This window comes from Thermococcus waiotapuensis (genome assembly GCF_055384795.1).
The window spans coordinates 215,224-240,852 of record NZ_AP042429.1 but is presented as its reverse complement, the minus strand read 5'-3'; the positions used below and the strand labels follow the sequence as shown (position 1 = coordinate 240,852).

Below are 25,629 nucleotides of genomic sequence, written 5' to 3'. Positions count from 1 at the left end.
ATTAAATGTCCATTCTTTAAACCTTTCGCTACTCCAGGGGGCTTCTACCATACTTCAGGAAGACCCTCAGCTCTGGCCTCTCGGCCTTTATGATGTTGAGTAAAGCCTTAAGCTCGGCCTCGAAGGCCTTCGTCTCTATCTTGACGCCCTCGTGAGCCTTCTGGAGCGGCCTGAAGTAGCCGTTGCTTTCATGCCAGAGGATTTCGCTCAAAAGCCCGTCGTTGATTTCCCTGTTGCTCTGGAGCAGATAAATTACCCCGCCTTTCATCGTCCTTATGTAGGCCATCGGGACACCGTTCTCGATGTAATGTTCAACCAGGGGAAAGGTCTCCCTCAGGAACCTGGGCATCCGGTGGCTTATTGCATTTCCACCCTGGGTTATGACGTAATAACCGGGAATCTCCTCGCCAAAGCGCTTTCTCAGGTAAGCGTCCAGGTAGGGGACGTCAACGATATCAATCCCAAGCTTTCCGGTCAGCCTTCTGTTGTAAAAGCTCTTGGCCACGTAAACTAAGCTGACCCTAAGGAGCTTCTCAAGGGAGTAGAGGTATTCGAGATAACTAAGAACCACGTGAACGGCATTGCGGGCATCGTCGAGGGAAAGCTCTCTCTCCTCTCCATACTCGTTTAAGAGCTCCTGGAGTATCTCCTCTGCGGTCTTCTCCCCTTTCAGGTACTGATCCAGTTTTCCGGAGATTCTAACGCTTCTCGGCGTAGTCCCTGCAAAGTCCCTGACTTTGTAGCCCTCTATGGCGGAGTAGAACTCCTCGAAATCAGCCAGTTTTTCATCGGCAAGGATAACACCGCCGTTGACCTTTCCCCTCTCCTGAAGCTGGTCTTCGAGTTCTTTGTAATGCTCATCAAGAAGGCGGACGAACTTTTCAATGAGCTCCTTGAGCTTCTCTTTACCGAGGGCGTTCTCTATGGTAGTCAAACCTTTCACGCTCTCGGGGTACACCGGTGGCCTCGTTAAGGAGCCCGTTAAAGTCCCGTCCATCATCACGTGGTCTACTTCACCAAGTTTGGTGGCAAGGTAGCCGAGCTTGTTCTCCAGGGTTTCCATCTGGAGCCTTATGATCTGGTCTGAAATACCCTGGTTGTAGAGCATGGCGTTGGTATAGACCAGCCTGTAGGCGGGCCCGTTGCCGAAGGCGTAGCTTGAAACGGAGTAGAATATCGTCCCGCTGAGCCTCTGCTTCCCCTGGCTACCGTCTACTGCGTACACCCTCGTTTTTCTCCTCTCCTTAGGCAAGGGCATCCACTGGATTTCAGCCAGCTTCCCCTCCGCCTCGCGGTAGCCCCTCTCGAGGAGGGCCTTTATTCTGTCCACGCTCCCCCTGTCAACGAGCCTGTACATCAGCCCACCCCCACTTCCCTCACGACTGAGACACCGTTCTCCAGGCTCACCCTGATGACCCTGTCGGCGGCGTCCTTGAGCTCTTCATCGTGGGAAACGACTATAACCTGGGGTATCTTCCTGAGGTAGCGCTGCATTATGTCAACGAGTCTTCTCCGCCTTTCGTCGTCCAGATACGGTGTGGGCTCATCGAGGATAAGGAGGCTTATCTCACCTGCTAAATAAAGCGACAAGGCAAGCCGAAAGGCCAGACCAAGGGCTATCCTTTCCCCACCGCTCAGGAAGCCGAGACCGTATTCCTTTCCGTTGTAAACAACGCCAAGCCTGACCCCCTTCTCCTCGGCCTTAACGGTGACGCCTGAATATTTTTCTTCAGTCAGCTCCTCAAAGATCTCGCTGGCGATTTCACCCACCTTCGCCAGAGCCCCTTCCTTCAGAAGGTTTTTGTATGCCTTGACCTTTTCCCTGAGCATCTGAACTCTCTCCCTGGCCTTCCTGAGGTTTTCAAGCTCACAGGCTTTCCTCTTTCTGAGTTCCTTCTCCTCCTTCAGCTTTTCCAGGTTGCCCCTCACCTCGTCCCTTTTCTCCTCTAAGGCCTTTAAACGGGCCTCAAGACCCGCGAGCTCCTTTGAGAGGTCCTTTGTTCTCACCCTCAGCTCCTCGTGCCTCCCCTTATCGTAGGATTTCTCGACTTCCTCAAGTTTTTCCTGGAGGGTCTGGAGGTTCTCCTCGGTTTTGGTTATCTCCGCTCTAACGGAGCCGAGCTTTAGGTTAAGGGCTTTAAGGGTCTCCTCCTCCTGTTTGAGCTCTTCTCTGGCAGTTTTCAGCCCAAGGTAACGGCTGTAATACGGCTCGAGCTCCCCCAGCCTGGAGTTGGCCTCCTCAACGCTCTCAAACCCAAGTTCTTTCAACCCATTGAGGAGGGCCCTCTTTTCAGCCTCAAGCCCGCTGATTTCTCTCTTAATGGCTTCAAGCTTCTTCCTTAAGGCGTCTCCTTTCTTCAGCTCGTCCTCAAGCTCCCTTATTTTACCCTCGATTTCGGAGAGCTTTGTCTTAAGCTCTTCACCCCTCCTGCTGGCCCCTTCAAGGCGCTCCATGTCGTACTCCTTCAGCTTCTCCTCGAGCTCCTTTATCTGTTCGAAGATTTCCCTGAGGGCAAAGAGCTCCTTCTCGCGTTTTAATGTCTTCTCTATCTCAACCAGCTCGGCCCTTAACTCCCTCTCCCTCTCGTCGAGGCCCTTCATTTCGCCCGATATCTCCCTGAGTTCTGCCGCGTATTTTTCGAGGAGTTCCGCTCTGTGCTCCTCGGTCAGCTCCCTGCCGCATACGGGGCACCTGCCCCTTGCCTTTTTGAGCTCCATTATGGCCTGGTTTCTCTCCCCGGCCAGGCTCTTCAGCTCTCCCCTTCTGGAGCCCAGCTCCTCGAGTTCCCTGCTTATCTCCTCCTTCCTCTCTTTAGCCTTCCTGATGTCCTCTTCCAGCTTTTCTATCTCCTCCTCACTCAGGGTGAGCCTTTTTCTGAGCCTTTCCAGGTTTGCAATCAATTCCCTTGCCTTCTGATATGTCGCAACATCATCTTCAAGCGCATCAAGCTCCTTCTGCAGTTTTTCTTTCTCCTCGACGAGCTTTTTCATTCTCTCCTCCTTGTCCCCGAGCTCACGGAGGCGCTCTTCGAGGTTCTCAACCTGCTGGGCGTAGCTGGCCAGAAGTTTCTCTATCCTGTTCATGCCATCGCCGAACCTCCTCAGAAAGTCCGATAGTTTCCTGTATTCCTCTGCCTTCGGCTCCACTTCATCGAGCTCCTTTACTTTCTCTCCGAGCTTTTCGATCCTCTTTTTAACGTCCTCAATCCTGCTCACGAGGCCCGATTCCCCTGCCCTGAGCTCCCTCAGGCGACCTTCTACCTCTTTCAGCCCGATCCTGATTTTTGATAGCTCTTCGGCTTTTCTCTCGAGCTCTTTCAGTTCTTCTTCGAGCTTATCAAGTTCCCCCCTGAGCACCGGAATCCTGGGCGAGAGCCCGTTTATCTCCCCGAGGATAGAGACCAGCTCTTTTTCCAGGTTCCCAATCAGTCCATCAATGTTTTCGGTGCTCTTGAGGTAGTCCTCCGTTGCCTTTATCCTCGCCTCTATCTCTTTCCTTACATCCAGGAGGTTCTCGTAGGCGTTCTCGTACCTGTCGAGCCCGAGTACCTGCCTGACTACCTTTTCCCTGCTCTCGTCGCTCTCAAGGATAGCGTCAATCTCGCCCTGGCGGATGTAGACGGCGTTCAGGAAGACATCGTAGGGGACGAGCTTCTCTACCCATTCGCGCACTTCTTTCTGCCCCGTCTCCAGGAGCTTCCAGGAGCCTCCATCGTAGTAGCGGAGGGACGCTATTCCCTTCGTTATCTCCCTGTGAAGCTGATACCTTACGTTCCCCTTCTCGAAGAAGACTGTAATTTCGGTTCCGCTTCCGCCTATGCGCGAGAAGTCGTCCTTTTTGAGCTCTTTTGGTTTGGTAGGCCAGTAGAGGCCAACCAGAATCGCATCCAGGAGGGAACTCTTGCCCGAGCCGTTCTGGCCGATTATCAGGTTTATCCCGCTCGAGAAGGTCACCTTTGTCAGGGCGTGCGACCTGAAGTCCTTTACTATGAGCTTTTCAATCTTCATCTCCCACCACCGAGCCACACCAGAAGGTTAGAACCTTTTGAAGGCCTTTCGGGAGTTTTCTTCTGCCCATTTTCCGACTTTTCGTTTTTTTCAGCCACCGTCTCTTTTTCTCCGTCAATTTCGAGGCCCTTCTCCTCGGTTTCGGTGGGCTTTTTCTCAGGTTTCTTAGCCTCTTTCTCATCCCACCCGCTGCCGAGGAAAAGGCTTACAACGTCCTCGATGTTTTCAACGCTCTTCTCCCCGGTCAGCGCTATGACCTTCAGCTCCACTGGAAGGAAGTACTCTTCCGGTTTAGGAACCTCACCGGAAGGCGTTTTCCAGCTGAGCTTTCTCTCGAACCGGGTTCTCACGTAAACGTAGCGCGCCTTAATCAGCTCGGTGAGCTTTGAGACGTCATAGGGCCTCTCCCAGCGGACGTCGAGCCTTACGAAAGCCTCCTCCGGTATCTTAACCGAGAGGTGTTTGAGTTCCCTCGCAACTGTATCCTCGTCCGCACTGATGCTAACATCCACAAACGGCCTTACTCCGAGCTCAACGAACCTGGGCTCCCAGTCCTCGACTATGTAGAAGCCCTTTTGGGTGCCGGTTACTGGCTTGAACGCCCTCCCATCCCAGCGGTATCTTATTTCATAGTCGCCGAAGTCCCAGCGCTGAAGCGAGCCTGGGTAGGCGAGCTTTCCTATGTCGTAGCTCGTCAGAAAAGCCCTGTGGATGTGACCGAGGGCGTAGTAAAGGTAGCCCTTTGGAAGGTCTGCGAGCTTTACCTCGTAGTAGTTCCTCTGACTCTCAGGCAGTTTCCCCATCATCTCCTCCACGAGCTCCCGAACTCCCTGGTGGAGCATGAGTATCGAGTCCCCTTCGGGGCGGAATATGTCCTTCGGGGGGTTCTTTTCGAGCCAGGCGGCGCTCATGTACTTCATGCCGTGTATTTCAATGGTTTTGCCTCCTTTCTCAAATATCCCCTTGACCAGCCATCCCTCCTCGGTCCTCTCGCTGGTCAGGTAATCGGTTTCAATCCTCTCACTCCTGACGCCAATGAGGTTCAGGAGGCCGAGCTCTTCCAGTAAGTGGTAAGCTGACACCCGTCTCTGGGTTCTGTCGTGGTTTCCTTCAATTGCAAAGACTGGGATTTTCTTCTCCTTTGCGAGTGAAAGTATGTCAATGGCCTGCTTAAGGGTCTCTGGACTTGGCCTGCTGGAGTGGAAGAGGTCTCCCGCGATGAGTATGAAGTCAACCTTTTCAGAGAGGGACTTCTCAATGGCTTCCTCAAAGGCCTTTGCGAACTCCTCGGCGCGGTAGGGCAGGCGATACTGCTCAAAGCCGAGGTGCACATCCGCGATGTGGGCGAACTTCATTCCATAACACCAACCCTCGAGCTTTTTACTTGACGTGGGACACTCCTTCCCACATCCATGCCATCAAAATCAGGGTCAAATTTCTTGGCCAGTGTATAATGATGGGCGCCGTCGAGAGCAAGGTTGAATCTCCCCACGGCTTGAATGGAGGCTTCAAAATCAAGTATCCCAACGGAGTACGGGAAAGCTTCGAGGAATACGTTATCCATGGGGAACATCGGCTTCACCGTTCCATGACCCTGTGCTGGGGCTCTACGGACGTGTGCTTTTCCCTTCTTCCACCCGTCCACCATCAGTCATCTCACGTTTTCAAAAGTCTATCTCAACGCCCTCTTCCCTGTAGAGCTCTTCCTTTTTCCTCTCTTCTTCCTCGCGCCTTTTCCTTGCGAGCCACCTCTCCACCGCGCCGATGTCCTCCCCTCCATAGTTGCCGCCGAGGGCCTTGAAGTCGTATATCCTGACCAGTGCGGGCAGGTTTATCGCCTGGCCGACTATAACGGCCTCCCCCTTCCCGAGGCCAGCTATGTCGGTCATCAGCTCCCCGCTAACCTGCTCGCTCGCCCTGATGACGTATTCCTGGTCTCTGGGGTTGACTATGCGCATTATTATCTTCGTGTTGGTCTGACTCAGAACGTCCTCGCTCAACCTGCTCGGCCTCTGGGAGACGAGCCCAAGGCCCACCCCGAACTTCCTGCCTTCCCTCGCAATCCGCCCGAGGATTCTGACCGCTCCCCCCCCTTCGCCGTGGGGCGCGAAGATGTGGGCCTCTTCAACGATGACCATTACCGGTTCCGCCAGGGCAGGGTACTCCCTCTCAACGCCCCTCAAGAACTCCTCAAGCTCTCCAATCTCTCCTGCAACGGAGGAGATGCTATCCGAGTAGGCCGTCCTGAGGTAGTCGAGCCTCTTCTTTGCCTTCTCGTAGTCCATCCTCGTCTCGAAGACCTTTTCGAGCAACTTGGCAACGACCAGCTTCATCTGGCCCTCGTCGAGTGGGCCGAGGTCGATGACATTAACCTTCCCGGGCTCTATTGACGCAACTATGTCCTCGCTTGAGAGCAGATGGCCATAGTTCCTGAGGAAGCGCGAAACCTTCATCGTCAGCCTCGTTATCGTTTCCTTCTCCGCGGACTTTATGTCCCCCAGATCCCTGTACTTGCCGGCGTGGGGGTCCCAGTATTCTCCGCCGCCCTCGCTTATCCACCTCTGGAGTAAATCGTGGACGAGCTTCACCGCCTCCCTGCCGCCAACGCCCTGGTTCTCGTGGAGCACGGTGTCCCACGCGCGTATAAGGTAGGACCTCTGTATGCTCGCGTTACTCTGTATCTCCATCAAATCGGCAAGCTCTTCGCCGTCCATGGCCTCTGGCCTTATCTTTGCCTCGATAGGGTTCACGTACCCCCTTCCCGTCCCGGGGAGGCTGAGCTTCGTGTAATCCCCGTGGGGGTCGAGGACTATCACGGTTCCGCCGAGCCCTTCAACCAGCTTCCAGAGCATTACCGAAACGGTGTTGCTCTTTCCCGCCCCAGTGACGGCCAAAATGGCGAAGTGCCTTGAGACGAGCTCGTTCACGTTAAGGTAAACCGGGACGTCCTCCCTTATTATCAGCCTGCCAACCTCAATGTAACCGTTCCCACCGTAGTAGATGGCCCTGAGGAGGTCGGAGCTGGCAAGGTAAACCCTGTTGCCATTGGGGACTGGAACCCTCGTGGGAACTACCTCAGCCCTCTCACTGTTTAACTTCACCTTCCCGAGGACGTGAACCGTAACTATTAAAGCCTCGTTCTCGCCTATGCTCTCGCCGTACTCCCTTATATCAAGCTCCAGGGAGGTGTAAGTGCTCTTTCCCTCGCTGAGGAGCCAGTTTATGTTCTTCAGACCTCTGATTGTCCCGATGACCCATTCAACGCTATCACTCCAGCGGCAGCCCCTGTCCTTGGCCTCTTTGCAGAGCCTTGCAACGACGAAGTCGCCGAATTTGAGGTCAACGTCAGGATGGGCATAGAACTGGAAGGAACTCACCATCGCTTCGCCCGTGACTATCCCAACGGGCCTGTCAGGGTCCTGGGCTATCTTCATGGTTTCCACCTGTCGAATGGATTCCACTTCGGTGGCTTTAAACTTTACTCCAGCCAGTAGAGCAAAGAAGGAGAAATCAGCCAGGAATCCGGTCATCATCCCACGGTCAGGTTCGAGAGTGCTCATCACGGGAGTCACCCATATAAGCCACCTTAACCTTTTAAGGTTTCGGGAGAAGGTGAAGCCATGAGCACCTCGGCCAGAGAAGTAACCAGAAGAATACCGCTGGCGATGGTCGTGATAAGACCGGTGAAGCTCTTTGACATCCCTGAAATAATGAGGATAGAGCGTGAATCCTTTAGCGAAGCCTACCCCAGGGGGCTTTTTCTCGTCTTCCTCGAGAACAATCCGGACACATTCCTGGTTGCGGAATACAACGGGAAGGTCATAGGTTATGTAATGGCCTACCTAAGGCCCGACCTCGAGGGCCACATAATGAGCATAGCCGTTGACCCAGCCTACAGGGGCAACGGTATAGGGTCCGCGCTTCTCACTGAGGCCATAGAGAGGCTAATACAGAAGGGGGCACGGTACATTGGCCTCGAGGTAAGGGTCAGCAACGAAAGGGCGATCGGACTTTACGAGCGCTTCGGCTTCAGGAAAGTGAAGAGGGTAATAGGCTACTACTCCGATGGCGAGGACGCTTATTACATGCTCCTTCCTGCGGAGGAATGGAGGGGAAGCTGATGATAGTCTTTTACCTCAGCGGGAACAGGGTCTTCTCAACGGATAAGAACGCAATAGACGGCCTCCACAACAACCGCCGCTATGGAAAGCTCGTCAACGGGAAGGTGTTTCTCTCACTCCTTGAGGCGGCTTACCTGATTGAGAGGGGCAAGATAGAGGTAAGGGATGGGAAAAAGACGCTGACCCTTGAGGAAGTCATGAAGCTTGGAAGGGAAGAAGACGAGCTGTTCGATGCCAAGTACCTGGTTTACAAGGATTTGAGGGACAGGGGCTACACGGTAAAGTCGGGTTTAAAGTTCGGCTCCCATTTCAGAGTCTATCGCGGAGGAACGGAGGAGCACTCCCGGTGGCTCGTCTGGGTCGTTCCCGAGAACAAGACGATAGCTCCCAACGACATAACCGCTCGGGGTAGGGTAGCCCACGGCGTCAGGAAGGAGATGATAATGGCGGTCGTTGACGATGACGGTGACGTTACGTACTACAAGGTCGAGTGGGTGAAGTTTTAGTAACCAGGGCTTTTTTGGGCCGTTTAAAGGACAGCGTCGTTAGCAGGTGGCTCCTCGTGAGGAAGAAGAAGGGGGGCGCAAACATACCGCTCCAGGCCAAAATCCCTCAGTAGCGGTTCGGGAAAGACTTCGCCTCGGAGGGTTTTCTAAATAACGTCAACACGATCACGAGTAGGAGGCTGTTGAGAGCACTTTTCTTATCTTTTCAATCCCTTCCCCGCAGGTGCCGGGATTTCTATCCAGTGGCGTGCCTTGAGTATTGGGTTCTCTTCATTTTTCATTAGAGAAGTAGCATCCAGCCGATGGTTCTAAGTAGTGGCCAACCAAGGAGGGAATCACTGAAAGAAAAACTCCCATCCCTAAAACCTCGAGAGCCTTGAGTAAGTTTCCGAGCGGTGTTTTGAGATTATACTCCCCAGCCCGACCGGAGTTCCGATACTTATACACTGTGGCAACGATCAGGAATATCGGCCCAACCACTAGCGGAATCACCACAGCGTATATAATGGTACTCCCCAAGGTATCCTCAATTCTCCCCCGCCAATTGGTTACTCCAGTCAAAGAGAGCTAGACAAGAAAGGAGTAAACAAAAAATCGGATGGTCGCATATGATCATCCCGCGCGCTTCAGGATGAACACTAGGATGAACTCTATAATGAAACCAAGGAGGACAAAGTATTCTCTTTTTATATTGGCAATAAACGCTAGACCAAGCCAGAGGATCGTAAAGAGACCTACTGCTGTGATTTCCATCTTTGAAACGCGTCCTTCAAGGTATCCACCCAGTATAACCATGAACACAATTCCGCCGTCCTCAATCCACGTTAAGGGTCGGCTAACTTCCCTTGGAATATTAAGCAGTGCCAGCAGGAAAAGGAAGAGGAAGTAAAGGGTGGGAAGTACAAGGCTCCAACGTTTCATAGTTTCACCTCATGGGTCTGGTATGTGGTAATCATTTTTAAAGGTGCTGGGGCCAATCCTGAGATACTTAAGGACGGGCCCGTAGACGTACATGGGTGGTGTCGGTGGTGTCCACTGCCAGTGCCATTCATTCTTCCAAGCCACCCACACCCAGAGGCAACTGTACTCATCAACAAATGAGGAGCCAAGAACCACTCCTGCAACGAATCCCGCTATGGCTGTTACTACAGCGAGTGGAGCACTTCCAGCATAAAACCCAATATATGCACCAACTGCAGTCGGACCAAGGCCTAGCAGTATGTCCGACATGCCCTGTGAAAAGTGTAAGTGAATCAAGCGATTGCCGTATATCTTCACGGTGTCCCATGGTTCAATTCCATAGTGCTCGTAATCTGGGTGAGGGTACTTTATCATGTAACCCTTGACAAAGTACACTCCGTCCCACCAGTAATGTTGCTGTGTGGTTAAGGTCATAATGTTACTTGACTCTTTGTTAATCCCTGGCTGTGATATTAGCTGCTTTGTTCTCAACCCAGGAGCTATCAGGTTTATTGGAGTCCTTGTGGAGTAAGTGCCTCCAGAAGTATCTTTGACACTCAGCAGGTACGAATCACCAATCTTGATGGATGTTATGTAAACGACGTCGATTACCTCGCTGGTAGTTGTGTTTTTGATGATTATCTTCGCTTCTCTGCCGTTAGTGTTGTAGTCGATTAATAAGTCGCCTAAAGTAAAGACCTGCCGGGTTGGTGTGTCCACAAGAAGCTTGGCTTGGAGGTCCTTCATGAACACTACCTTTGCGTGGGGATTTGGGTTAGACTTGGTATTGCCGCCGCGTTTCCTGCCGTCACTCCGACCATCAGCAGTCCGAGTAGGACTGCAAACAACGGCTTCCACTTCATAGGGTTCACCTCCGCAATGGCCATGCAATACTAACTATGCATCTTTTCCTTATAAATTTTTTCTTTCACCTTAAGTAAATGTTCTTTCTTTTTTTCTTTTGAGGTTAATTTATTCTGAGCCATGTTTTCCTCTTAGAATCAGTCAAAAGAAGAAGGAAAAGAAGTTGCATGACCATGCAACCTGAGTTAGGGGTTATGCCCGTTTGGGTATCCATTAATGGGCCGGAGAGAAGAGAAAAAGAAGGACAGGAATTTCACTTCAGGAACCCGGTCTTCTTTCCGAGGTCCTCGAAGGCATCAATTACATACTGCAGGTCTTCTTTTGTGTGGGCCGCCGAAGGCTCGAGCCTTATCCTGGCTGTCCCGAGCGGGACGGTCGGGTAGACTATCGCCTGGGCAAAGATGTTGTACTCCTCGTAGAGCCTCCTTGAGAACTCCTGGGCGCGCTTCTCGTCGTATAGCATAACCGGTGTAATCGGGTGCTTGGTGTTGCCGAGGTTGTAGCCGAGCTCCCTCAGCCCGTTCTGGAGGAAGTGGGTGTTGTCCCAGAGCCTCTTAACGAGCTCGTCGCTCCTCTGGAGAATCTCAACTGCCGCTATGGCAGCGGCAACGTCGGGCGGGTTCGGAGCGCTCGAGAAGAGGAAAGGCCTTGCCCTCTGGCGTAGGTAGTCAATGGCCTCTTCAGACCCAGCAACGTAGCCACCAATGACACCGAAGGCCTTACTCAGAGTTCCCATCTCGAAGTCAACCTTCTCGTGGAGCTTGAAGTGGTCTACTATACCCCTTCCGCTGTCACCTAAGACTCCTTCACCGTGGGCGTCGTCAATGTAAAGAATCGCATCGTACTGCTCGGCCAGCTCCGCCATCTCCGGGAGCCTGGCGAGGTCGCCGTCCATCGAGAAGACACCGTCGCTGACGATGATTTTCTTCTTCCTGTCCTTGTTCTCCTTGAGTCTTGCCTCGAGGTCCTCCATGTCGAGGTGCTTGTAAATAACTTTCGGCGCGCCACTTAGGCGCATTCCGTCGATGATGCTCGCGTGGTTCAGTTCTTCGCTTATGAAGACGCCGTCTTCCTCCTTCCTGAGGAGGGCGCTTATGGCCCCAAGGTTGGCGTTGTAACCGCTCTGGAAGAGTATAGCAGCTTCCCTCTTCTTGAACTTGGCGAGCTTCTCCTCGAGCTCAACGTGGAGGTCCATGGTTCCGGCTATGGTTCTTACAGCTCCTGCGCCGACGCCGTAGTCGAGGATGGCCCTTATGGCCGCGTATCTAATCTCCGGGGCAGCTGCTAAGCCGAGGTAGTTGTTGGAGCACATGTTGAGAACCTTCTTGCCATCAACAACCACCCACGGGCCCTGGGCGCTTTCGAGCTTCCTTATGGTCACGTAGAGCCCCTTATCCTTAAGCTCCTGGAGCTCTTCCCTAATCCAGTCGAGCTTCCCCATGAGAACCACCGGTGCTTGTTGGTCACCGAGGTATAAAAGTTTTGCACTGTCCTGTTCGGTGCAACCTGAAGAAGGCTATCAAACCCAGCGGAGAGCGCGCTCTTTGCAGAGGGCGTCGGTATCTGTTTGGGGTTCCGGGCCGTGGCAAAGGCTAAATACCTGAACCCCCATAGCCTTAAGGGAGGGTGGCAGTTATGTCGGAGGAAGTCAAGGAAGTTAAAATCCTTGAAAAGCCCTGGGTTGAGAAGTACCGCCCCGAGAGACTCGAGGATATAGTCGGTCAGGCTCACATCGTTAAAAGGCTCAAGCACTACGCCAAAACCGGTTCGATGCCGCACCTGCTCTTTGCCGGGCCGCCCGGCGTGGGGAAAACGAGTGCAGCCCTGGCCCTTGCGAGGGAGCTCTTCGGCGAAAACTGGCGCCACAACTTCTTGGAGCTTAATGCGAGCGATGAGCGCGGTATAAACGTCATCCGCGAGAAGGTGAAAGAATTTGCAAGGACGAAGCCGATAGGAGGGGCGAGCTTCAAGATAATCTTCCTTGATGAAGCCGATGCATTAACGCAAGACGCCCAGCAGGCCCTGAGAAGGACAATGGAGATGTTCTCGAACAACGTAAGATTTATCCTCAGCTGCGTCACGGGGGACACTAAGATATACACGCCCGACGAGAGGGAAATCAGGATAAGGGAATTCATGAGCCACTTCGAGAACGGGCTGGTTAAGGAGGTTAGCAACAGGCTCGGCAGGGACACCGTAATCGCGGCGGTCTCCTTCAACTCAAAGATAGTTGGCCACCCGGTTTACAGGCTGACCCTCGAGAGCGGGAGGATAATAGAGGCAACCGGCGACCACATGTTCCTCACTCCGGAGGGCTGGAGCCAGACCTACGACATCAAAGAGGGCTCCGAAGTCCTCGTGAGGCCGACCCTTGAGGGAACCCCCTACGAACCCGACCCAAGGCCGATAATAAACCTCCGGGAGTTCTACAGCTTCCTCGAAGAGATCGAGAAGGAGCACGGCCTCAAACCCCTCGGTGAGGCAAGAACCTTCAGGGAGCTTGTAACGAGGGACAAGGAGAAAATCCTGAGCAGGGCCCTTGAGCTTAAAGCCGAGATGGAGAACGATCTCACCAAGAGGGAAGCTGGGATACTGTTACTTCTCGAAGAGGGCTGGATATCGAGGGCTGAGCTGCAGGAGAAAGCGGGAATTTCGCGCGTCAGGCTCAACCAGATCCTCCAGAACCTTGAGAGGAAGGGCTACATCGAGAGGAAAGTCGAAGGCAAAAAACAGCTCGTCAGGAAGCTCCGCGACGGGAGGGCAGTTAGGAACGCGATGGACGTCAGGCGCATCCTTGAGGAGGAATTCGGGATAAAGATAAGCTACAGGACGGTTAAGAAGCTTCTCTCCGGCCAGATTGACGGAATCGCCTATGGGATTCTCAGGGAAGTCAGGGAGAAGTGGCTGGTGAGGTATGACGACGAGAAGGCTGGAATCCTCGCGAGGGTTCTCGGCTTCGCCCTTGGCGATGGGCACCTCACCAAAACCGGGGTCAGGGTCTGGTTCAACTCAACCAGAGAAGAGCTTGAGATGCTCGCAGAAGACCTCAGAAGGCTCGGCCTGAAGCTATCGGAGATAATAGAGCGCGATTCAAGCTCAGGAATCCACGGAAGGAGGGTCGAGGGAAGGATTCACATGCTCTACGTTGACAGCGTTGCCTTCCACGCACTGCTCCGCCTCTGGGGGGTCGAGGCTGGCAACAAGACGAAAAAAGGCTATGCCGTTCCGGAGTGGATTAAGAAGGGCAACCTCTTCGTGAAGAGGGAGTTCCTGCGCGGTCTCTTCGGTGCCGAGGGAACGAAACCGAAGGGAGAGCGCTACAACTTCAACGGCGTAAAGCTTGAGATGCGCGCTAAGAGGGAGAGCCTTGAGAGAACCACGGAGTTCTTCAACGACATCGCCGAACTGCTCAGGGAATTCGACGTGGATTCCAAAGTAATCGTGTCGCCCGCTGGAGATGGATTCGCGGTTCGCTTACTTGTCACACCAAACGATGCCAACTACCTCAACTTCCTTACGAGGGTCGGCTACGCCTATGCCAAAGATGCCTGCGCGAGGCTCGTTGGGGAGTACATCAGGATAAAGCTCGCCTACAGGGAGGTAATTCTTCCCGAGATAGCTGAAAAAGCCGTAGAGCTCGCAACAGCCACGAACCCGACCCAGGCCGCAAAGGTTCTTGGCGTTAAGAGGGACTTCGTTGTGAAGGGGCCCAAGGGCGTTCCAATCGGCATAACGAGGGACTTCATAACTTTCGAGGAGTTCGTGAGAGATAGAATCCTAAACGGCTACGTCGTGGAGCGGGTTGTAAAGAAAGAAGAACTCGGCTACCTCGATGTGTATGACGTTACCTGTGCGAAAGACCACAGCTTCATCTCGAACGGCCTCATCAGCCATAACTGCAACTACTCATCAAAGATCATCGAGCCGATACAGAGCAGGTGCGCCATCTTCCGCTTCAGACCGCTGAACGACGACGCCATAGCGGAGCGCATTAAATACATAGCCGAAAACGAAGGCCTTGAACTAACCGAGGAGGGGCTTCAGGCGATACTCTACGTGGCAGAAGGCGACCTGAGGAGAGCCATAAACGTCCTCCAGGCTGCCGCCGCCCTCGACACGAAGATAACCGACGAGAACGTCTTCCTCGTTGCAAGCAGGGCTAGGCCCGAGGATATACGTGAGATGATGCAGCTTGCCTTAGAGGGCAACTTCCTTAAGGCGAGGGACAAGCTGAGGGAGATCCTCCTGAAGCAGGGCCTCAGCGGGGAGGATGTGCTCATCCAGATGCACAGGGAGGTATTCAACCTGCCGATCCCAGAGGACAAAAAGGTCGCCTTGGCCGATAAAATAGGCGAGTACAACTTCAGACTCGTCGAAGGGGCCAACGAGATGATACAGCTTGAGGCCCTGCTCGCCCAGTTCACCATAATGGGCAAGTGATGGCCATGCCGCGGGAGATGCCCTGGGTCGAGAAGTACAGGCCCAGAAGGCTCAGCGAGATCGTCAACCAGGAGGAGGCAATAGAACAGGTCAGGGCCTGGGTCGAGGCGTGGCTCCACGGCAACCCCCCAAAGAAGAAGGCTTTGATCTTAGCGGGCCCGCCTGGGTGCGGGAAGACAACCACAGTCTATGCCCTGGCCAAGGAATACGGCTTCGAGGTAATCGAGCTCAACGCGAGCGACGAGCGAACCTATGAGAAGATAGAGCGCTACGTTCAGGCCGCCTACACGATGGACATCCTCGGAAAGAGCAGGAAGCTCATCTTCCTCGACGAGGCTGACAACATAGAGCCGAGTGGGGCCAAGGAGATAGCCGTGCTCATCGATAGAGCAAGAAATCCCATAGTAATGGCCGCCAACCACTACTGGGAGGTCCCGTGGGAGATAAGGGCCAAGGCCCAGATAGTCGAGTACAAGCGCCTCACCCAGGGGGACATAGTCAAGGCTTTAGCGAGAATACTCCACATGGAAAAGGTCACCCTCCCCAAGGAGGTTCTCTACGACATTGCGAAGCACGCCAACGGCGATCTGAGGGCTGCTATCAACGACCTCCAGACGGTTGTGACCGGAGGCGCTGAGGACGCCCAGGACGTCCTGGCTTACCGCGACACGGAGAAGAGCGTCTTCCAGGCTCTGGCGCAGGTCTTCGCCACTGACAACGCCAAGAAGGCCAAGCTTGCAGTCTTAGGAGTGGACATGTTCCCCGACGAGCTCCTCCAGTGGATAAGCGAGAACGTCCCTTACGCCTACTCCAGGCCTGAGGATATAGCGAGGGCGTATGAAGCACTAAGCAGGGCCGACATCTACCTCGGGAGGGCCCAGAGAACTGGAGTCTATTCCCTCTGGGCGTACGCAACGGATATGATGACGGCAGGAGTCGCCGTTGCTGGCCTCAAGAGGAAGGGCTTCGTGAAAATCTACCCGCCGAAGACGATAAAGCTCCTCACCGAGAGCAAGGAGGAAAGGACGCTCAGGGACTCAATAGTCAGGAAAGTAATGAAAGAGATGCACATGGCAAAGCTGGAGGCGCTGGAGACCCTCAACTACCTCAGGGCGATATTCGAGAACAACCCAGAGGCCGCGGCCCACTTCGTGGTCTACCTCGACCTTGATTTGAAGGAGGTCGAGTTTTTAGCGGGGGATTCTGAGAAGGCCAAGACGATATGGGCAAAAAGCATGAACATCGAGAAGAAGCTCAAGAGGGAAGAGGAAGAGGCCAGGGTCAGGGAAGCGGGGAAAGAGCCTGAAGAGGCCGAAACATCAGAGGAAGAGGTAAAAGAAGCCGAAGAGACGATAGAAGAAGCCCGGGAAGAGCCTGAGGAAGAAATAAGCGAGGAAGAGCTTGAGAAGGCAACGGAGGAAATTGAAGCGGTTGGCAAGAAAGAGGAAAAGAAGAAGGGCAAGCAGGCGACGCTCTTCGACTTTTTGAAGAAGTGATCTTCTTTCTCTTTTCCATTCGAGACGTCGTTTAAATCCCTCGGGGGCCACCTCAATCCAGGCATGTCTTCGAGGAGGAACTTCAGTGGAGCCAGAGATCATCCCAGAATCCTCACGTCCGCACAGACCTTAAAGACGTGTGGCTTAAAGTCGCTTACCTTTTTCACCCTGACTGCGCATTCTTTTCCCTGCTTCAGGCATTCCTTGAGTATTCTCTCCCTGAATCTCCCAATCTCTGACTCTTCCACGAAGTCATAGTAGTGGAGCCACGTCTCAGCCTTGCTCAGCGTTAGGGCCAGCGCATCAACGCCCCTCGGCGTCGGACTTATCACGCGGTCGTAGGTTGGAAGCCCCGGAAGAACCTCGAAGGCGTCCCCATGTATGAACTCTATCTCACCCTTCAAGCGTTTCCTGTTCAACTCGATGTTCTCAAGGCCGAGCTCGTAAGCTTCTCTGTTCAGCTCTAAGGCGGTGATTTTTACCTTCCGATAGCGGGCTATGACGAGCGCGTAGGGCAGAACTCCAGCAAAAGGCATCAGAATCCTTTCCCCGTCGCGAACGAGTTGGGCTAAGCGGTAGCGCTCTCCCTTCATCCTCGGGTTGAAGAAGGCCTTTGAGAGGTCCACTTTTATCTCGACGCCGTTTTCCCTGTGGACTGTTTCAAGCCTCTTTTCGCCCCAGATTATGGAGTAGTCCCTTATCCTGAAGGCCCCCTCGTGGAAGCCCTTCTTAGCGATGACCTTGAGGAACGGGTGAACCTTCAGCAGGCCCCAAACGATGTCATCAACGCGGTGTTCAAGCTCTGGCGGAATTTGAACCACCGCTATGTCCCCAACAACGTCATACCTCCTGAGGTGCCCCAGCTCTTCCTTTGTCAGCCTCTCCGCTAAAACGCTCTCAAGGTTCTTGTATATCTGCCTCTCAGGCCTGAGGGGGAGCTCAATGTCAAGAACCTCGTAGCCGAGGGAGTGAAGCCTATCATCCTCAAAAACGGGCAAAAGAACGAAATCACCCTCTATCTTTGGCCTTCTCTTCCCGTCGTAGAGGTTAAGCTTTTTCAGCTTCCCTTTCACCAGCTCCGCTTCCCCCTTCGGAACCCTCAGCGCCGGCACCCCTGCTTCCCTCCGGGTTCTCTTCCTTGGCTGGTTGAAGCACGCCGAAGAGCGCTATTTCCGCCCTTTCCTTCCCCGGTAGCGCATTTAAAATTCTTTCCATTAGCTCCTTCTCACCGATCGGTTCAAACTCCCTGGCCAGTACGGATTCCTGTTTCGGATCAAGAATCCCCCTGGGCAGGAAAAGGAGCATTAAAGAGTTGTTGATCACCACCGCGTCCTTAACTGAGAACAGGAACTTGGCAACGCCGGGAAAGTCGTTGTAAAGTGCCAGATACTCAACGCCCTCAAAGTAAACGCTTGCTGGACTTTTCGTTTCCAAAAATGCCAGTATCTCGCTCTGAAGCACGTGGAGCTTTCCTGGATCTACTGCCCCCCCCCATCTCGGCTCTGCTCAGCCAGATAAACCTGTCCGGCTTAACCCCAGATTTTTTAACCCACTGCTCGTAGGTGTTCCTGCTCACCACCAGAAGACCGGAAAGTCTCTTCAGGAGCATCAAAGTCATGGGGGAAGGGGCCTTGCTCAGCAGATAACCGCCCGTTATGGGGAACTTGCTCTCCCGATAGCCCTCCAGCTGATTGCTGGGTGCTGGCTGTGGGGACGAAGCACGCCTGAGGTTCAGAAAAATCACAAGGAATATCACCGCGTAAGACAATAGGTAGAACAGCGCCATAACCTCCCATATGCCCGTATTCAACAGAGACTCAACGATAACTCCAACAGATCCAGCGGCAAAAAGGCTCAAAGAAACAATCACCCTTTTGCTCAGGTCTCTCCAGACCCCCGAGAGACGGGAATAGTAATGCAAGGCACGGTAAATGCCGAGCAGAGAGCCCAGAAGTAAGACAATGCCCATAACTAACTCCGGGTAGTTAACGTCTCCCATGGCTTCCCCTGGAGAAAATTGGGATCCTTCCTAAAAAACGTTTTGCCTCACTTCCAGTAGGGCTCGCGCATGAGAACGGCCTTCTTGAGGAGCTCAACTATCTCCTCATCGCTCGCACCGTTCCTCATTGCGGTCAGGAAATCTATTAAGTCATCGTTTCTCAGGAGGCAGGTCTTGAACATGCCATTGGACGTAACCCTCAAGCGGGTGCAGTTGGCACAGAAGAGGGTATTATGCATCGCCCTCACAACCTCCACCTCGACAATGCCGTAATCTGTCGGAATGAAGTACTTCTTCCGCCTGTGCATACTTCTCTCGCGTGTCTCCACCGCTCTCTTCTCAAGCTCCCTCTCGACCGGCTGGAGCGGGTAGAAGTACTTCTTGAAGAAGGCAGTCCCCTCAACCTCCCTCGGAACCTCGAGTTCGATGAGCTGGAGTATTGTTCCAGTTTTGGCCGCGAAGTCTATCATATCCCAGATCTCGCCCTCGTTCAGGCCCTTCATGACCGTCATGTTGAGTTTTACCGGGCTGAGGTATTTTACCGCCTCCTCGATTCCTTCAAGAACAGTTTCCAGCATATCCACGCCCGTTATGCGCTTGTAAACGTCTCTCCTGAGGCTGTGGAGGGAGACGTTTACCCTGTCGAGGCCGGCTTTAGCCAGGGGTCTGGCGAGCTCCTTGAGCCTGCTCCCGTTGGTTGTCATGCTTAAGTCCACCACGTAGGGCTTTATGCGCCCCACTATTTCCAGTATGTCCTCCCTTACCGTGGGCTCGCCGCCGGTCAGCTTGACCTTGTTAATGCCAAGGCGCGAAGCGATTCTAACGAGCCTCTCGATTTCATCCGGGGTTAGCTCCAGCTTTGCGTTGAAGTGCTGGCCCTCCCCGTGGCAGAAAAAGCAGCGGAAGTTGCACTCCTGCGTGAGCGATATCCTGAGGTTCGTTACTGGCCTTCCAAAGCGGTCGTAGAGCACCATGGGAACACCACGGCGATTAATCCCTAAGTTTAAAAAAAGATTTTGGGTAAACAAGTCTGGTTAACACGGGTGGAGGAAAAGGTAAAGTAGGGGAAGGTGCAAGGTTTTACCGGCCCAACTGGAGGGAAACTTATGAAGGTCGAGAGGGTTCGTGAGGTTATGAACAGGATAGAGAGCCTCCACAGGGAGTTTGAATCCAAGTTTTCTCTCCTGTACGAGGAGAACAGCTACGAGGGACTTTATGAGCTCGTCAGGGGGCTTTACAGTCTCGTGAGTGAGAAAATGGATCTGGTGGGTGAGCTTTACAGGGAGATGGTTCCCATCGGGGAAGAGGTCGAACCCGTTGCGAAGGAGCTCCAGAAGAGCGAGCATCAGATGAAGTTCCGCCTTGAAGAGGTAATTGCATTACTCTCAAAGCCAGATGCGTATTCTGAGAGGACGAAGCTGAAAGCTGCCCTTGAGAGGCTCGTCCAATTCCACAGGATATACGACTACACCGTGAGGAGGGCCCTCCAGATCATGGGCAAGGAAGTGGAGAGCCTGGAGTTCGTCGAGAGGATTGGGGGAGAGAGCGAAAACCAGAAAAAGCCACCAACCAGTATAATCAGGAAACTCGAACAAATAGATGATCTGGAGAAAAAACTCCAGAGCCTCGTGAGGTTCACATACAGGCTTTACGCCCATCCCGCTGATGTCCACAAAGTTGAGGATGCCCTGAAAACCTGGCACAGAATGGGGCTCCTTTGGGTTGAGGAAAGAAACGTGGAAAAGCTCAGCGGCGTCAAAAACGCCGGTGAAATCCTGGAGGGACTCGCTCTCATTGGAGTAGTGGAAAGGAAGGAACGGGGGGGTGAAAGTGTCTACAGACACAGGAGTTTCAGTTCGGATTAGGGGCATATACAGCACGGCCCTGACGAAGCTCTTGTTGGACAGGGGTTTTAAGATAGCCCAGCCGAGCCAGAAAATAGCCGAAAGGCTTGGAATCGAGGAAACCTACGACGAGTTCAACGTTGACATCTACGACAAAAAGGACCACCATGGAGTCATCCTAACGGGGGAATCGGTCGAGGAGATAAAAAAAGTATTCGAGGAAGAGTTTATAGACGTCGTCTTTAGGCGTCTCCCCTACCAGCTCTACGGGATTTACAGGGGACTCGTTGTGAAAAGGGACGAGAAGTACGTCTACGTTGACATAGGAAGTGCAATAGGGACGATACCCATTGAGGAAGGCAAAAGGCTCCAGGAAGGGGATGAGGTTCTCGTCCAGGTCAAGAAGCACAACCTCCTCCCTCACCTCAGTCCTACCCTCACTGTTCCCGGGGATTACGCCGTTTTGATACCCAAACCACCGGGAAGCCAGAGGCACGTCAAGATATCCAGGAAGATAAAGGAAAGCTCCGAGAGGGAGAGACTGAGGATACTCGGGCTTAGCATTGACCTGGGCGAATGGGGAATCCTCTGGAGGACGGCCGCGGCCTACAAGGACTGGAACACGCTGAGGGACGAGATCGTAAGGCTTTCCAAACTTGCGGAGAAGCTCAAAAACGCCGACAGCTACTCTGCCCCGGAGCAGATAATCGAGGGCAGGAACATCTACGAAGTCGAGTTCGGTGGGGGGGCCAAGAAGAAGCTCGATAAGATAAGGAACAGAGTAATCCCAACCATAGACGGCCACCACCAGCTGAAGGCCTACGACCTGGAGTTCAGCTTTGCCGTTGAGATAGCCGAGGGAATTCTCGCCGAGGTTCCCAGTCAAAGGGCAAAAGTCAACCAGGGCTTTTGGAACGTCCTACTGAACCAGAAGGGGCCAAAAAAGGGCTGGCTCTTCTTCCTGGAGCACAGCAAGCCGGACGGCCAGAAGTTCAAGCTCGGGCCGGGGGAGGTTATGGAGGTCTCAATGAACCCGCTGAGGATAACCCTGAAGAGACACCTGAAGCCCGGAAAAGTCTACGACGGCCTCGACGTCCCGATAGAGTTCGGAGATTATGCAGTAACTGAGATAGAAGCCGGCAGGTGGTGGTTCGTCCACCGCTATTACAACAGAAACGGCGAACTCAAAGGCGAGTATTACAACATCAACACGCCCGTCGAGATATACCCCGATAGGGCCCGCTACATCGACCTCGAGGTGGACATCGTGAAGTGGCCCGACGGGAAGAAGGAGATCATAGACAAGGATAAGCTCAGGGAGCACTACGAGGACGGGGTAATAACCGAGAAGCTCTACCGCGCCGTGCTCAAGATAACCCAGGAGGTTTACGAGAGGGTTTAGGGCAACTTTGATGCCATCCTCTCAGTCTCTTTTTCAACCTTTTATCGTGGAGGAGATTTTGAAGTCTCCGAGCGCGCGTTTTGTGTTCCGTCACCTCTTCCCTGGACTGTTCAAGGCTGAGGAGACCATTCTCAGACCCTGCTCCTCCTCTTCGACCTCCGCCGGAGATCGGGCACACCAAAGCTGTTACTGCGTCATCGAGAAGGGCAAAGGAAGCTGAGTTGAGGAGGAAGAGCACATCTAAAAAGTCGTTGAGAGTCGAAGTTTCCGACGGATATCACAAAATCGATTCCAGGGAGGTTTTTGGGACTTCTTTCCTGCTCTCCCTTCCGGGTTCAACTGAGTCCTCTATCCCCTTCTCCGTTATCCTGAAATAAGCCATCAGCCCTTCAGGTCTAAACCGGTGCCTCTCAAGGACGGCAACCCTCCTCCCGGGGGTTGGCAGTCTGTCGAGGCGAAGGATGTCCTTACACCTGTAGCCAAGCGTCTGCTCGGCCACGGGCTTTGTCATACCCGTCTCGCTGTCAAAATGGACCTGATTGATTACCATCACGGGAATCGAGTTTTTCCTGGCTATCCAGAGGAGAACCTGGAGCTGCTTGTTCAGCTCAACGTTCAGGGAGCGCCAGTCTTCCTCTGCCCGGTAGTGTGCAGTTATGGAGTCAACCACGACGAGAGAAAAGCTCCCGTTGACGATCTTTTTCAGGGATCCTATGATTCTACGCTGTTCCTTGAAATCACCGGGATGAAAAAGCACGAAGCGCGAAAGCGCCTCCTCTGGGTTAAACCCCCTGAGCTCCGCTATCTGGGAAAGTCTCTCCGGAGAAAAACCTCCCTCGGTGTCAACGTAAGCCACCTTCCCCCCGCTCAAGATGCCAGCTTGAATAGCCAGAGTGGTTTTTCCGGAAGCATAGGGGCCATAGACCTGGCTCAGAATTCCCGGAGCAAAGCCTCCCCCGAGGAGTTCGTCAAGGGCCCTGGTTCCGGTGGAGAGCATGGGTCACACCTATACCACGAATTCCTCTCCTTGCTTGAGGACTTTGACAAAGGCAAAAATCCTGCGCCTCCTCAGTTCTTCAATCAGCTTTTCGGGAGAGGCACTGCTGTAAACCCCATAGTGCATTGGAATAACAACCTTCGGCCTTATGTCCTCGACTATCTGGACAGCCTCCCTCTCGTTGGCGGTTGAACGGCCGCTTATTGGAACCATCAGGATATCCACGCTTCCGCGGAGGTTCTGGAGTGCCGGAAAGGGGTAAGTGTCCCCGGTGTGGAAAACCTTTTTGTCCCCCTCTATGAGGTAGCCGAGGGGGTACTGGCTTGATGGGTGCTCCATGAATATCGCCGTTACTCTAACGCCGTTTCCAAGCTCTATTGTTTCCCCAGCCTGGATTTCCCTCACCTTTGTTACCCCATCGGCCACCGCCATCATGTAGACTGTCTTGGGGCCTATAACAGTGGCATCCCTGAGCCTGGAGAGGAGCTCAACCTTACCGTAGTGGTCGGTGTGCTCGTGGGTTATCAGTATGTAGTCGACGTCCCCGATCCCGTCGTCTTCAACCTCGGGGTAAGGGTCGATAAGTAGCCTGACCCCGTTCGTCTCTATCCAGAAGCATGCGTGACCGTGCCATATGATCTTCATCAGGTCTCACCACATCTTTTTTCGGGGAGGTGAACTTAAATATTTCCCCACCAAATTGAACCCGATGACATCAAAAAAGATCCTCGCAGCTGGACTGGTAGTGCTCATTGCCCTAAGCCTCTGGGCCGCAACGGAGCTAGAAAACCAGGACAGTGAGACTGTCCTCTCGGAGGTCTCAAAGATACTAAAGGCAGTAGAGGAGATCAGGGGCCTGCAGTTTGAGGAGCAGCCGGAAATAATAGTTCTCACAAAGAGGGAAGCAAGGGAGCTCTTCGAGCCAGGGAAGCCTGACATAGATAGGATGAGGCTGGAGGAAGATGTGTACAAGATGAGCCTCCTACTCCCACCGGACTACCCCTACGTTCAGGAGAAAGTTGAGCAGGACCTCGGGTGGATAGCCGCAACGGTGGGGGATAAGATATACATCATAAGGGAGAACTTTTTCGGGGACGTTAACACTGCCAGGAGGGTAATCGCCCACGAGTCGGTTCACGTTCTTCAGAAGCAATGGTTTGACGCCCCCTACGGGGGGCCAACCCTTGACACCACGAAGGCTATTCAGGCGGCGATAGAGGGGGATGCAGACCTGGTGGCTGACCTTTACTGCAACGAAACCGGAATACCCATTCACAAGATAACAGACCTCTACACGAGGGACCCAGTTGTGGGCCTTGGAGTATTCCCCTACGTTTTCGGCGATCGCTTCGTGGAGTACCTCTACAGGAAGGGGGGCTGGGGGCTGGTTAACTCAATGTATCAAAACCTCCCCAACACCACCAAGGCCGTTATGTTCCCCGAGCTTTACCTCGAAAACTGGACGCCGGTGGATGTCAGAGAGAACGTCGAAAAACTCCAAGAAAATCTCAGCGTAAAGTACTCGAGCAGTATGGGGGCCTATTACGTCTTTCTCCTTTACTGGAGCCACAATTACTCCAAGGACGTAGCCATGGACATGGCCCGGGCGTGGGAAGGGGACTGGCTCATCATGGGGGACTTAACCGAAAACGGAACCCTTGCCAGGGTACTGGTCTGGGAAGTCGTTTTTGAGGACGAAAGCCATGCCAACTCATTTGCCGGGCTGCTCAGGACGTTATCATCAAACAACACCTACGCCAGCTTTTCGATAAGGCAAAACGGTGAAACCGTGGTTTTAAAGAGTGTGAAAAACCTGCCGGAGGTTAAGGCCTATGAAAACAAAACCGAAGTTAATCTGCCCGATCTGTGGGGCTGAGTACAACGGGCCCGTGCAGAGGTGCGAATGCGGTGAACCGGTCGAGTTCGAACCCTTTAAAGGCGAACCTTACCTGGGAAAAACCGTCTGGGAGAGGTTTTACGACTTCTGGCCCGTTGAACCCGAGCTTGAGCTTTCCCTCGGGGAAGGGGACACGCCGCTGGTTAGATCAAAGCTCGGAAAGGAACTCGGAGTAAAGCTCTACCTCAAGAACGAGACCGTAAACCCGACCTGGAGCTTCAAGGACAGGGGAACGTTTTTGGCCATGAGCTACGCCCTCAAAGCCGATTATAAGGCCGTTGGAACAGTCTCCACCGGCAACATGGCGGCGAGCGTTTCTGCCTATGCCTCACGCTTTGGCTTAAACGCAAAAATCCTCGTCTCAGAAAAGACGGGCGACGAGAAGCTGAGGGCCGTTTCAGTTTACGGTGCCGACGTGATACGGGTGAAAGGAGACTATGGAAGGCTCTACTTTGATAGCCTGAAGCTCGGGGAAAGGCTCGGCGTCTACTTCATCAACTCCGACAACCCCTTCCGCGTCGAGGGATACAAGGGGATAGCCTTTGAAATAGCGGAGGAGGTAACACCTGACTACGTTCTAATCCCCACGAGTTCCGGCGGCCTCTTCAGGGGGATAGCGAAGGGCTTCCTTGAACTGAGGGAGAGCGGATTGATTGAGGAACTGCCAGTTCTCGTTGCGGTTCAAGCGGAAGGCTGTTCACCGATATGCAGGGCGTTCAAAGAAGGAAAAGGCAGATTAGAGCGCTTTGAAAATCCAAAGACGATAGCGCAGGCCATAGCGAACCCTTACCCGCCGAGCGGAAACGCGGTTCTAAGGCTCCTCCGCGAGTTCGGCTGGCCCTGCGTTTCCGTGGGCGACGAGGAAATAATCGGGGCCCAGAGGGAACTGGCCGGTGAGGGCCTTTTTGTTGAACCTGCGAGCGCAACCGGAATGGCGGCACTGGAAAAGCTCGGAGAGAGCGGCGTTATTCCCGAAGGGTCGAAAGTAGTTTCCATCCTCACGGGCTCCGGGCTGAAGGCCCTTTCCCACGTAGAGGGCGGAAAAATTGTGGAATGCCCAATTGATGAGCTCGAAAACTGCCTGAGGTGATGGAA

Annotated in this window: 22 protein-coding genes; 8 read left to right on the top strand and 14 right to left on the bottom strand. The window is 53.5% G+C overall.

Going from position 1 to position 25,629, the window contains the following annotated elements; genetic code table 11:
• Nucleotides 1–28 precede the first annotated feature (28 nt).
• Genes nurA through herA form a run of 5 tightly spaced genes read right to left on the bottom strand, consistent with a single transcriptional unit; the run spans nt 29 to nt 7,442 of the window.
• Nucleotides 29–1,357, bottom strand: a complete 1,329-nt coding sequence (gene nurA, locus ACZ47M_RS01255) for a DNA double-strand break repair nuclease NurA (protein ID WP_315339405.1) — start codon at nt 1,355–1,357, stop codon at nt 29–31.
• Nucleotides 1,357–4,008, bottom strand: a complete 2,652-nt coding sequence (gene rad50 / locus ACZ47M_RS01250; RefSeq protein ID WP_315339403.1) for a DNA double-strand break repair ATPase Rad50 — start codon at nt 4,006–4,008, stop codon at nt 1,357–1,359. Before rad50 ends, nurA begins: the two co-directional genes overlap by 1 nt.
• A complete protein-coding gene (gene mre11 / locus ACZ47M_RS01245) occupies nt 4,005–5,363 on the bottom strand; it encodes a DNA double-strand break repair protein Mre11 (RefSeq protein WP_315339401.1) in 1,359 nt (452 codons plus the stop codon). The genes rad50 and mre11 overlap by 4 nt, the downstream gene beginning before the upstream one ends.
• A complete protein-coding gene (locus ACZ47M_RS01240) occupies nt 5,360–5,656 on the bottom strand; it encodes a hypothetical protein (protein ID WP_315339399.1) in 297 nt (98 codons plus the stop codon). The genes mre11 and ACZ47M_RS01240 overlap by 4 nt, the downstream gene beginning before the upstream one ends.
• Nucleotides 5,657–5,672: 16 nt before the next feature.
• The gene (gene herA / locus ACZ47M_RS01235) at nt 5,673–7,442 is read right to left on the bottom strand and encodes a DNA double-strand break repair helicase HerA (protein WP_315339397.1); all 1,770 of its coding nucleotides are present in this window, start codon (nt 7,440–7,442) and stop codon (nt 5,673–5,675) included.
• Between the two features lie 186 nt (nt 7,443–7,628).
• Between herA and rimI the strand changes: the two genes are divergently transcribed.
• Entirely contained in the window at nt 7,629–8,129 is a 501-nt protein-coding gene (gene rimI, locus ACZ47M_RS01230; RefSeq protein ID WP_315339396.1) for a ribosomal protein S18-alanine N-acetyltransferase, read from the top strand.
• Nucleotides 8,129–8,635, top strand: coding sequence for a tRNA-intron lyase (gene endA / locus ACZ47M_RS01225; protein ID WP_010479192.1), 507 nt, complete (start codon nt 8,129–8,131; stop codon nt 8,633–8,635). Before rimI ends, endA begins: the two co-directional genes overlap by 1 nt.
• 612 nt (nt 8,636–9,247) lie before the next feature.
• On the opposite strand, the gene ACZ47M_RS01220 is transcribed toward endA, so the two are convergent.
• From ACZ47M_RS01220 to ACZ47M_RS01210, 3 genes are all read right to left on the bottom strand, one after another.
• Entirely contained in the window at nt 9,248–9,556 is a 309-nt protein-coding gene (locus tag ACZ47M_RS01220; protein ID WP_315339392.1) for a hypothetical protein, read from the bottom strand.
• A 9-nt stretch (nt 9,557–9,565) separates the two neighbouring features.
• A complete protein-coding gene (locus ACZ47M_RS01215) occupies nt 9,566–10,453 on the bottom strand; it encodes a hypothetical protein (protein WP_315339390.1) in 888 nt (295 codons plus the stop codon).
• A 259-nt stretch (nt 10,454–10,712) separates the two neighbouring features.
• A complete protein-coding gene (locus tag ACZ47M_RS01210; protein ID WP_315340812.1) occupies nt 10,713–11,900 on the bottom strand; it encodes a glycine C-acetyltransferase in 1,188 nt (395 codons plus the stop codon).
• Between the two features lie 194 nt (nt 11,901–12,094).
• Here ACZ47M_RS01210 and ACZ47M_RS01205 point away from each other — a divergent pair, with 194 nt between their 5' ends.
• Both ACZ47M_RS01205 and ACZ47M_RS01200 read left to right on the top strand, forming a co-directional pair.
• On the top strand, nt 12,095–14,899 hold the full coding sequence (locus ACZ47M_RS01205) for an AAA family ATPase (protein ID WP_394356255.1): 2,805 nt from the start codon (nt 12,095–12,097) through the stop codon (nt 14,897–14,899).
• Nucleotides 14,900–14,904: 5 nt separating this feature from the next.
• Nucleotides 14,905–16,395: a replication factor C large subunit gene (locus ACZ47M_RS01200; RefSeq protein WP_315340810.1), complete on the top strand. Its 1,491-nt coding sequence runs from the start codon at nt 14,905–14,907 to the stop codon at nt 16,393–16,395.
• A 98-nt stretch (nt 16,396–16,493) separates the two neighbouring features.
• Here the strand turns inward: ACZ47M_RS01200 and taw22 are convergent, their stop codons facing one another.
• From taw22 to moaA, 4 genes are read right to left on the bottom strand one after another with little or no spacing between them, the layout of a single operon-like run.
• On the bottom strand, nt 16,494–17,507 hold the full coding sequence (gene taw22, locus ACZ47M_RS01195) for a tRNA (guanine(37)-N1)/4-demethylwyosine(37)-methyltransferase Taw22 (protein ID WP_315339387.1): 1,014 nt from the start codon (nt 17,505–17,507) through the stop codon (nt 16,494–16,496).
• On the bottom strand, nt 17,443–17,829 hold the full coding sequence (locus ACZ47M_RS01190) for a DUF835 domain-containing protein (RefSeq protein ID WP_315339386.1): 387 nt from the start codon (nt 17,827–17,829) through the stop codon (nt 17,443–17,445). Before ACZ47M_RS01190 ends, taw22 begins: the two co-directional genes overlap by 65 nt.
• Nucleotides 17,795–18,394, bottom strand: coding sequence for a hypothetical protein (locus ACZ47M_RS01185; RefSeq protein WP_315339384.1), 600 nt, complete (start codon nt 18,392–18,394; stop codon nt 17,795–17,797). The genes ACZ47M_RS01190 and ACZ47M_RS01185 overlap by 35 nt, the downstream gene beginning before the upstream one ends.
• 47 nt (nt 18,395–18,441) lie before the next feature.
• Complete coding sequence (gene moaA, locus ACZ47M_RS01180; protein ID WP_315340808.1) at nt 18,442–19,365, bottom strand: GTP 3',8-cyclase MoaA; 924 nt, start codon at nt 19,363–19,365, stop codon at nt 18,442–18,444.
• A 135-nt stretch (nt 19,366–19,500) separates the two neighbouring features.
• On the opposite strand from moaA, the gene ACZ47M_RS01175 reads away from it, so the two are divergent.
• The gene (locus ACZ47M_RS01175) at nt 19,501–20,259 is read left to right on the top strand and encodes a hypothetical protein (RefSeq protein ID WP_315339383.1); all 759 of its coding nucleotides are present in this window, start codon (nt 19,501–19,503) and stop codon (nt 20,257–20,259) included.
• Complete coding sequence (locus ACZ47M_RS01170; protein WP_315340805.1) at nt 20,225–21,640, top strand: ribonuclease FAU-1 family protein; 1,416 nt, start codon at nt 20,225–20,227, stop codon at nt 21,638–21,640. The genes ACZ47M_RS01175 and ACZ47M_RS01170 overlap by 35 nt, the downstream gene beginning before the upstream one ends.
• A 277-nt stretch (nt 21,641–21,917) precedes the next feature.
• On the opposite strand, the gene radB is transcribed toward ACZ47M_RS01170, so the two are convergent.
• A complete protein-coding gene (gene radB / locus ACZ47M_RS01165; protein WP_315339381.1) occupies nt 21,918–22,637 on the bottom strand; it encodes a DNA repair and recombination protein RadB in 720 nt (239 codons plus the stop codon).
• A 9-nt stretch (nt 22,638–22,646) separates the two neighbouring features.
• Entirely contained in the window at nt 22,647–23,282 is a 636-nt protein-coding gene (locus ACZ47M_RS01160; protein ID WP_315339379.1) for an MBL fold metallo-hydrolase, read from the bottom strand.
• A gap of 64 nt (nt 23,283–23,346) precedes the next feature.
• Here ACZ47M_RS01160 and ACZ47M_RS01155 point away from each other — a divergent pair, with 64 nt between their 5' ends.
• Nucleotides 23,347–24,513 (top strand): eCIS core domain-containing protein, encoded by a 1,167-nt coding sequence (locus ACZ47M_RS01155; protein ID WP_315339377.1) that lies wholly within the window; start codon nt 23,347–23,349, stop codon nt 24,511–24,513.
• Entirely contained in the window at nt 24,470–25,624 is a 1,155-nt protein-coding gene (gene thrC, locus ACZ47M_RS01150) for a threonine synthase (RefSeq protein ID WP_315339375.1), read from the top strand. The genes ACZ47M_RS01155 and thrC overlap by 44 nt, the downstream gene beginning before the upstream one ends.
• Nucleotides 25,625–25,629: the final 5 nt, after the last annotated feature.

Excerpts from the sequence above, each read along its gene's own strand:
- nurA (WP_315339405.1), bottom strand. The coding sequence starts at position 1,357 with ATGTACAGGCTCGTTGACAGGGGGAGCGTGGACAGAATAAAGGCCCTC.
- rad50 (WP_315339403.1), bottom strand. The coding sequence starts at position 4,008 with ATGAAGATTGAAAAGCTCATAGTAAAGGACTTCAGGTCGCACGCCCTG.
- mre11 (WP_315339401.1), bottom strand. The coding sequence starts at position 5,363 with ATGAAGTTCGCCCACATCGCGGATGTGCACCTCGGCTTTGAGCAGTAT.
- ACZ47M_RS01240 (WP_315339399.1), bottom strand. The coding sequence starts at position 5,656 with ATGGTGGACGGGTGGAAGAAGGGAAAAGCACACGTCCGTAGAGCCCCA.
- herA (WP_315339397.1), bottom strand. The coding sequence starts at position 7,442 with ATGAAGATAGCCCAGGACCCTGACAGGCCCGTTGGGATAGTCACGGGC.
- rimI (WP_315339396.1), top strand. The coding sequence starts at position 7,629 with ATGAGCACCTCGGCCAGAGAAGTAACCAGAAGAATACCGCTGGCGATG.
- endA (WP_010479192.1), top strand. The coding sequence starts at position 8,129 with ATGATAGTCTTTTACCTCAGCGGGAACAGGGTCTTCTCAACGGATAAG.
- ACZ47M_RS01220 (WP_315339392.1), bottom strand. The coding sequence starts at position 9,556 with ATGAAACGTTGGAGCCTTGTACTTCCCACCCTTTACTTCCTCTTCCTT.
- ACZ47M_RS01210 (WP_315340812.1), bottom strand. The coding sequence starts at position 11,900 with ATGGGGAAGCTCGACTGGATTAGGGAAGAGCTCCAGGAGCTTAAGGAT.
- ACZ47M_RS01205 (WP_394356255.1), top strand. The coding sequence starts at position 12,095 with ATGTCGGAGGAAGTCAAGGAAGTTAAAATCCTTGAAAAGCCCTGGGTT.
- ACZ47M_RS01200 (WP_315340810.1), top strand. The coding sequence starts at position 14,905 with ATGCCGCGGGAGATGCCCTGGGTCGAGAAGTACAGGCCCAGAAGGCTC.
- ACZ47M_RS01185 (WP_315339384.1), bottom strand. The coding sequence starts at position 18,394 with ATGGGAGACGTTAACTACCCGGAGTTAGTTATGGGCATTGTCTTACTT.
- ACZ47M_RS01175 (WP_315339383.1), top strand. The coding sequence starts at position 19,501 with ATGAAGGTCGAGAGGGTTCGTGAGGTTATGAACAGGATAGAGAGCCTC.
- radB (WP_315339381.1), bottom strand. The coding sequence starts at position 22,637 with ATGCTCTCCACCGGAACCAGGGCCCTTGACGAACTCCTCGGGGGAGGC.
- ACZ47M_RS01160 (WP_315339379.1), bottom strand. The coding sequence starts at position 23,282 with ATGAAGATCATATGGCACGGTCACGCATGCTTCTGGATAGAGACGAAC.
- ACZ47M_RS01155 (WP_315339377.1), top strand. The coding sequence starts at position 23,347 with ATGACATCAAAAAAGATCCTCGCAGCTGGACTGGTAGTGCTCATTGCC.
- thrC (WP_315339375.1), top strand. The coding sequence starts at position 24,470 with ATGAAAACAAAACCGAAGTTAATCTGCCCGATCTGTGGGGCTGAGTAC.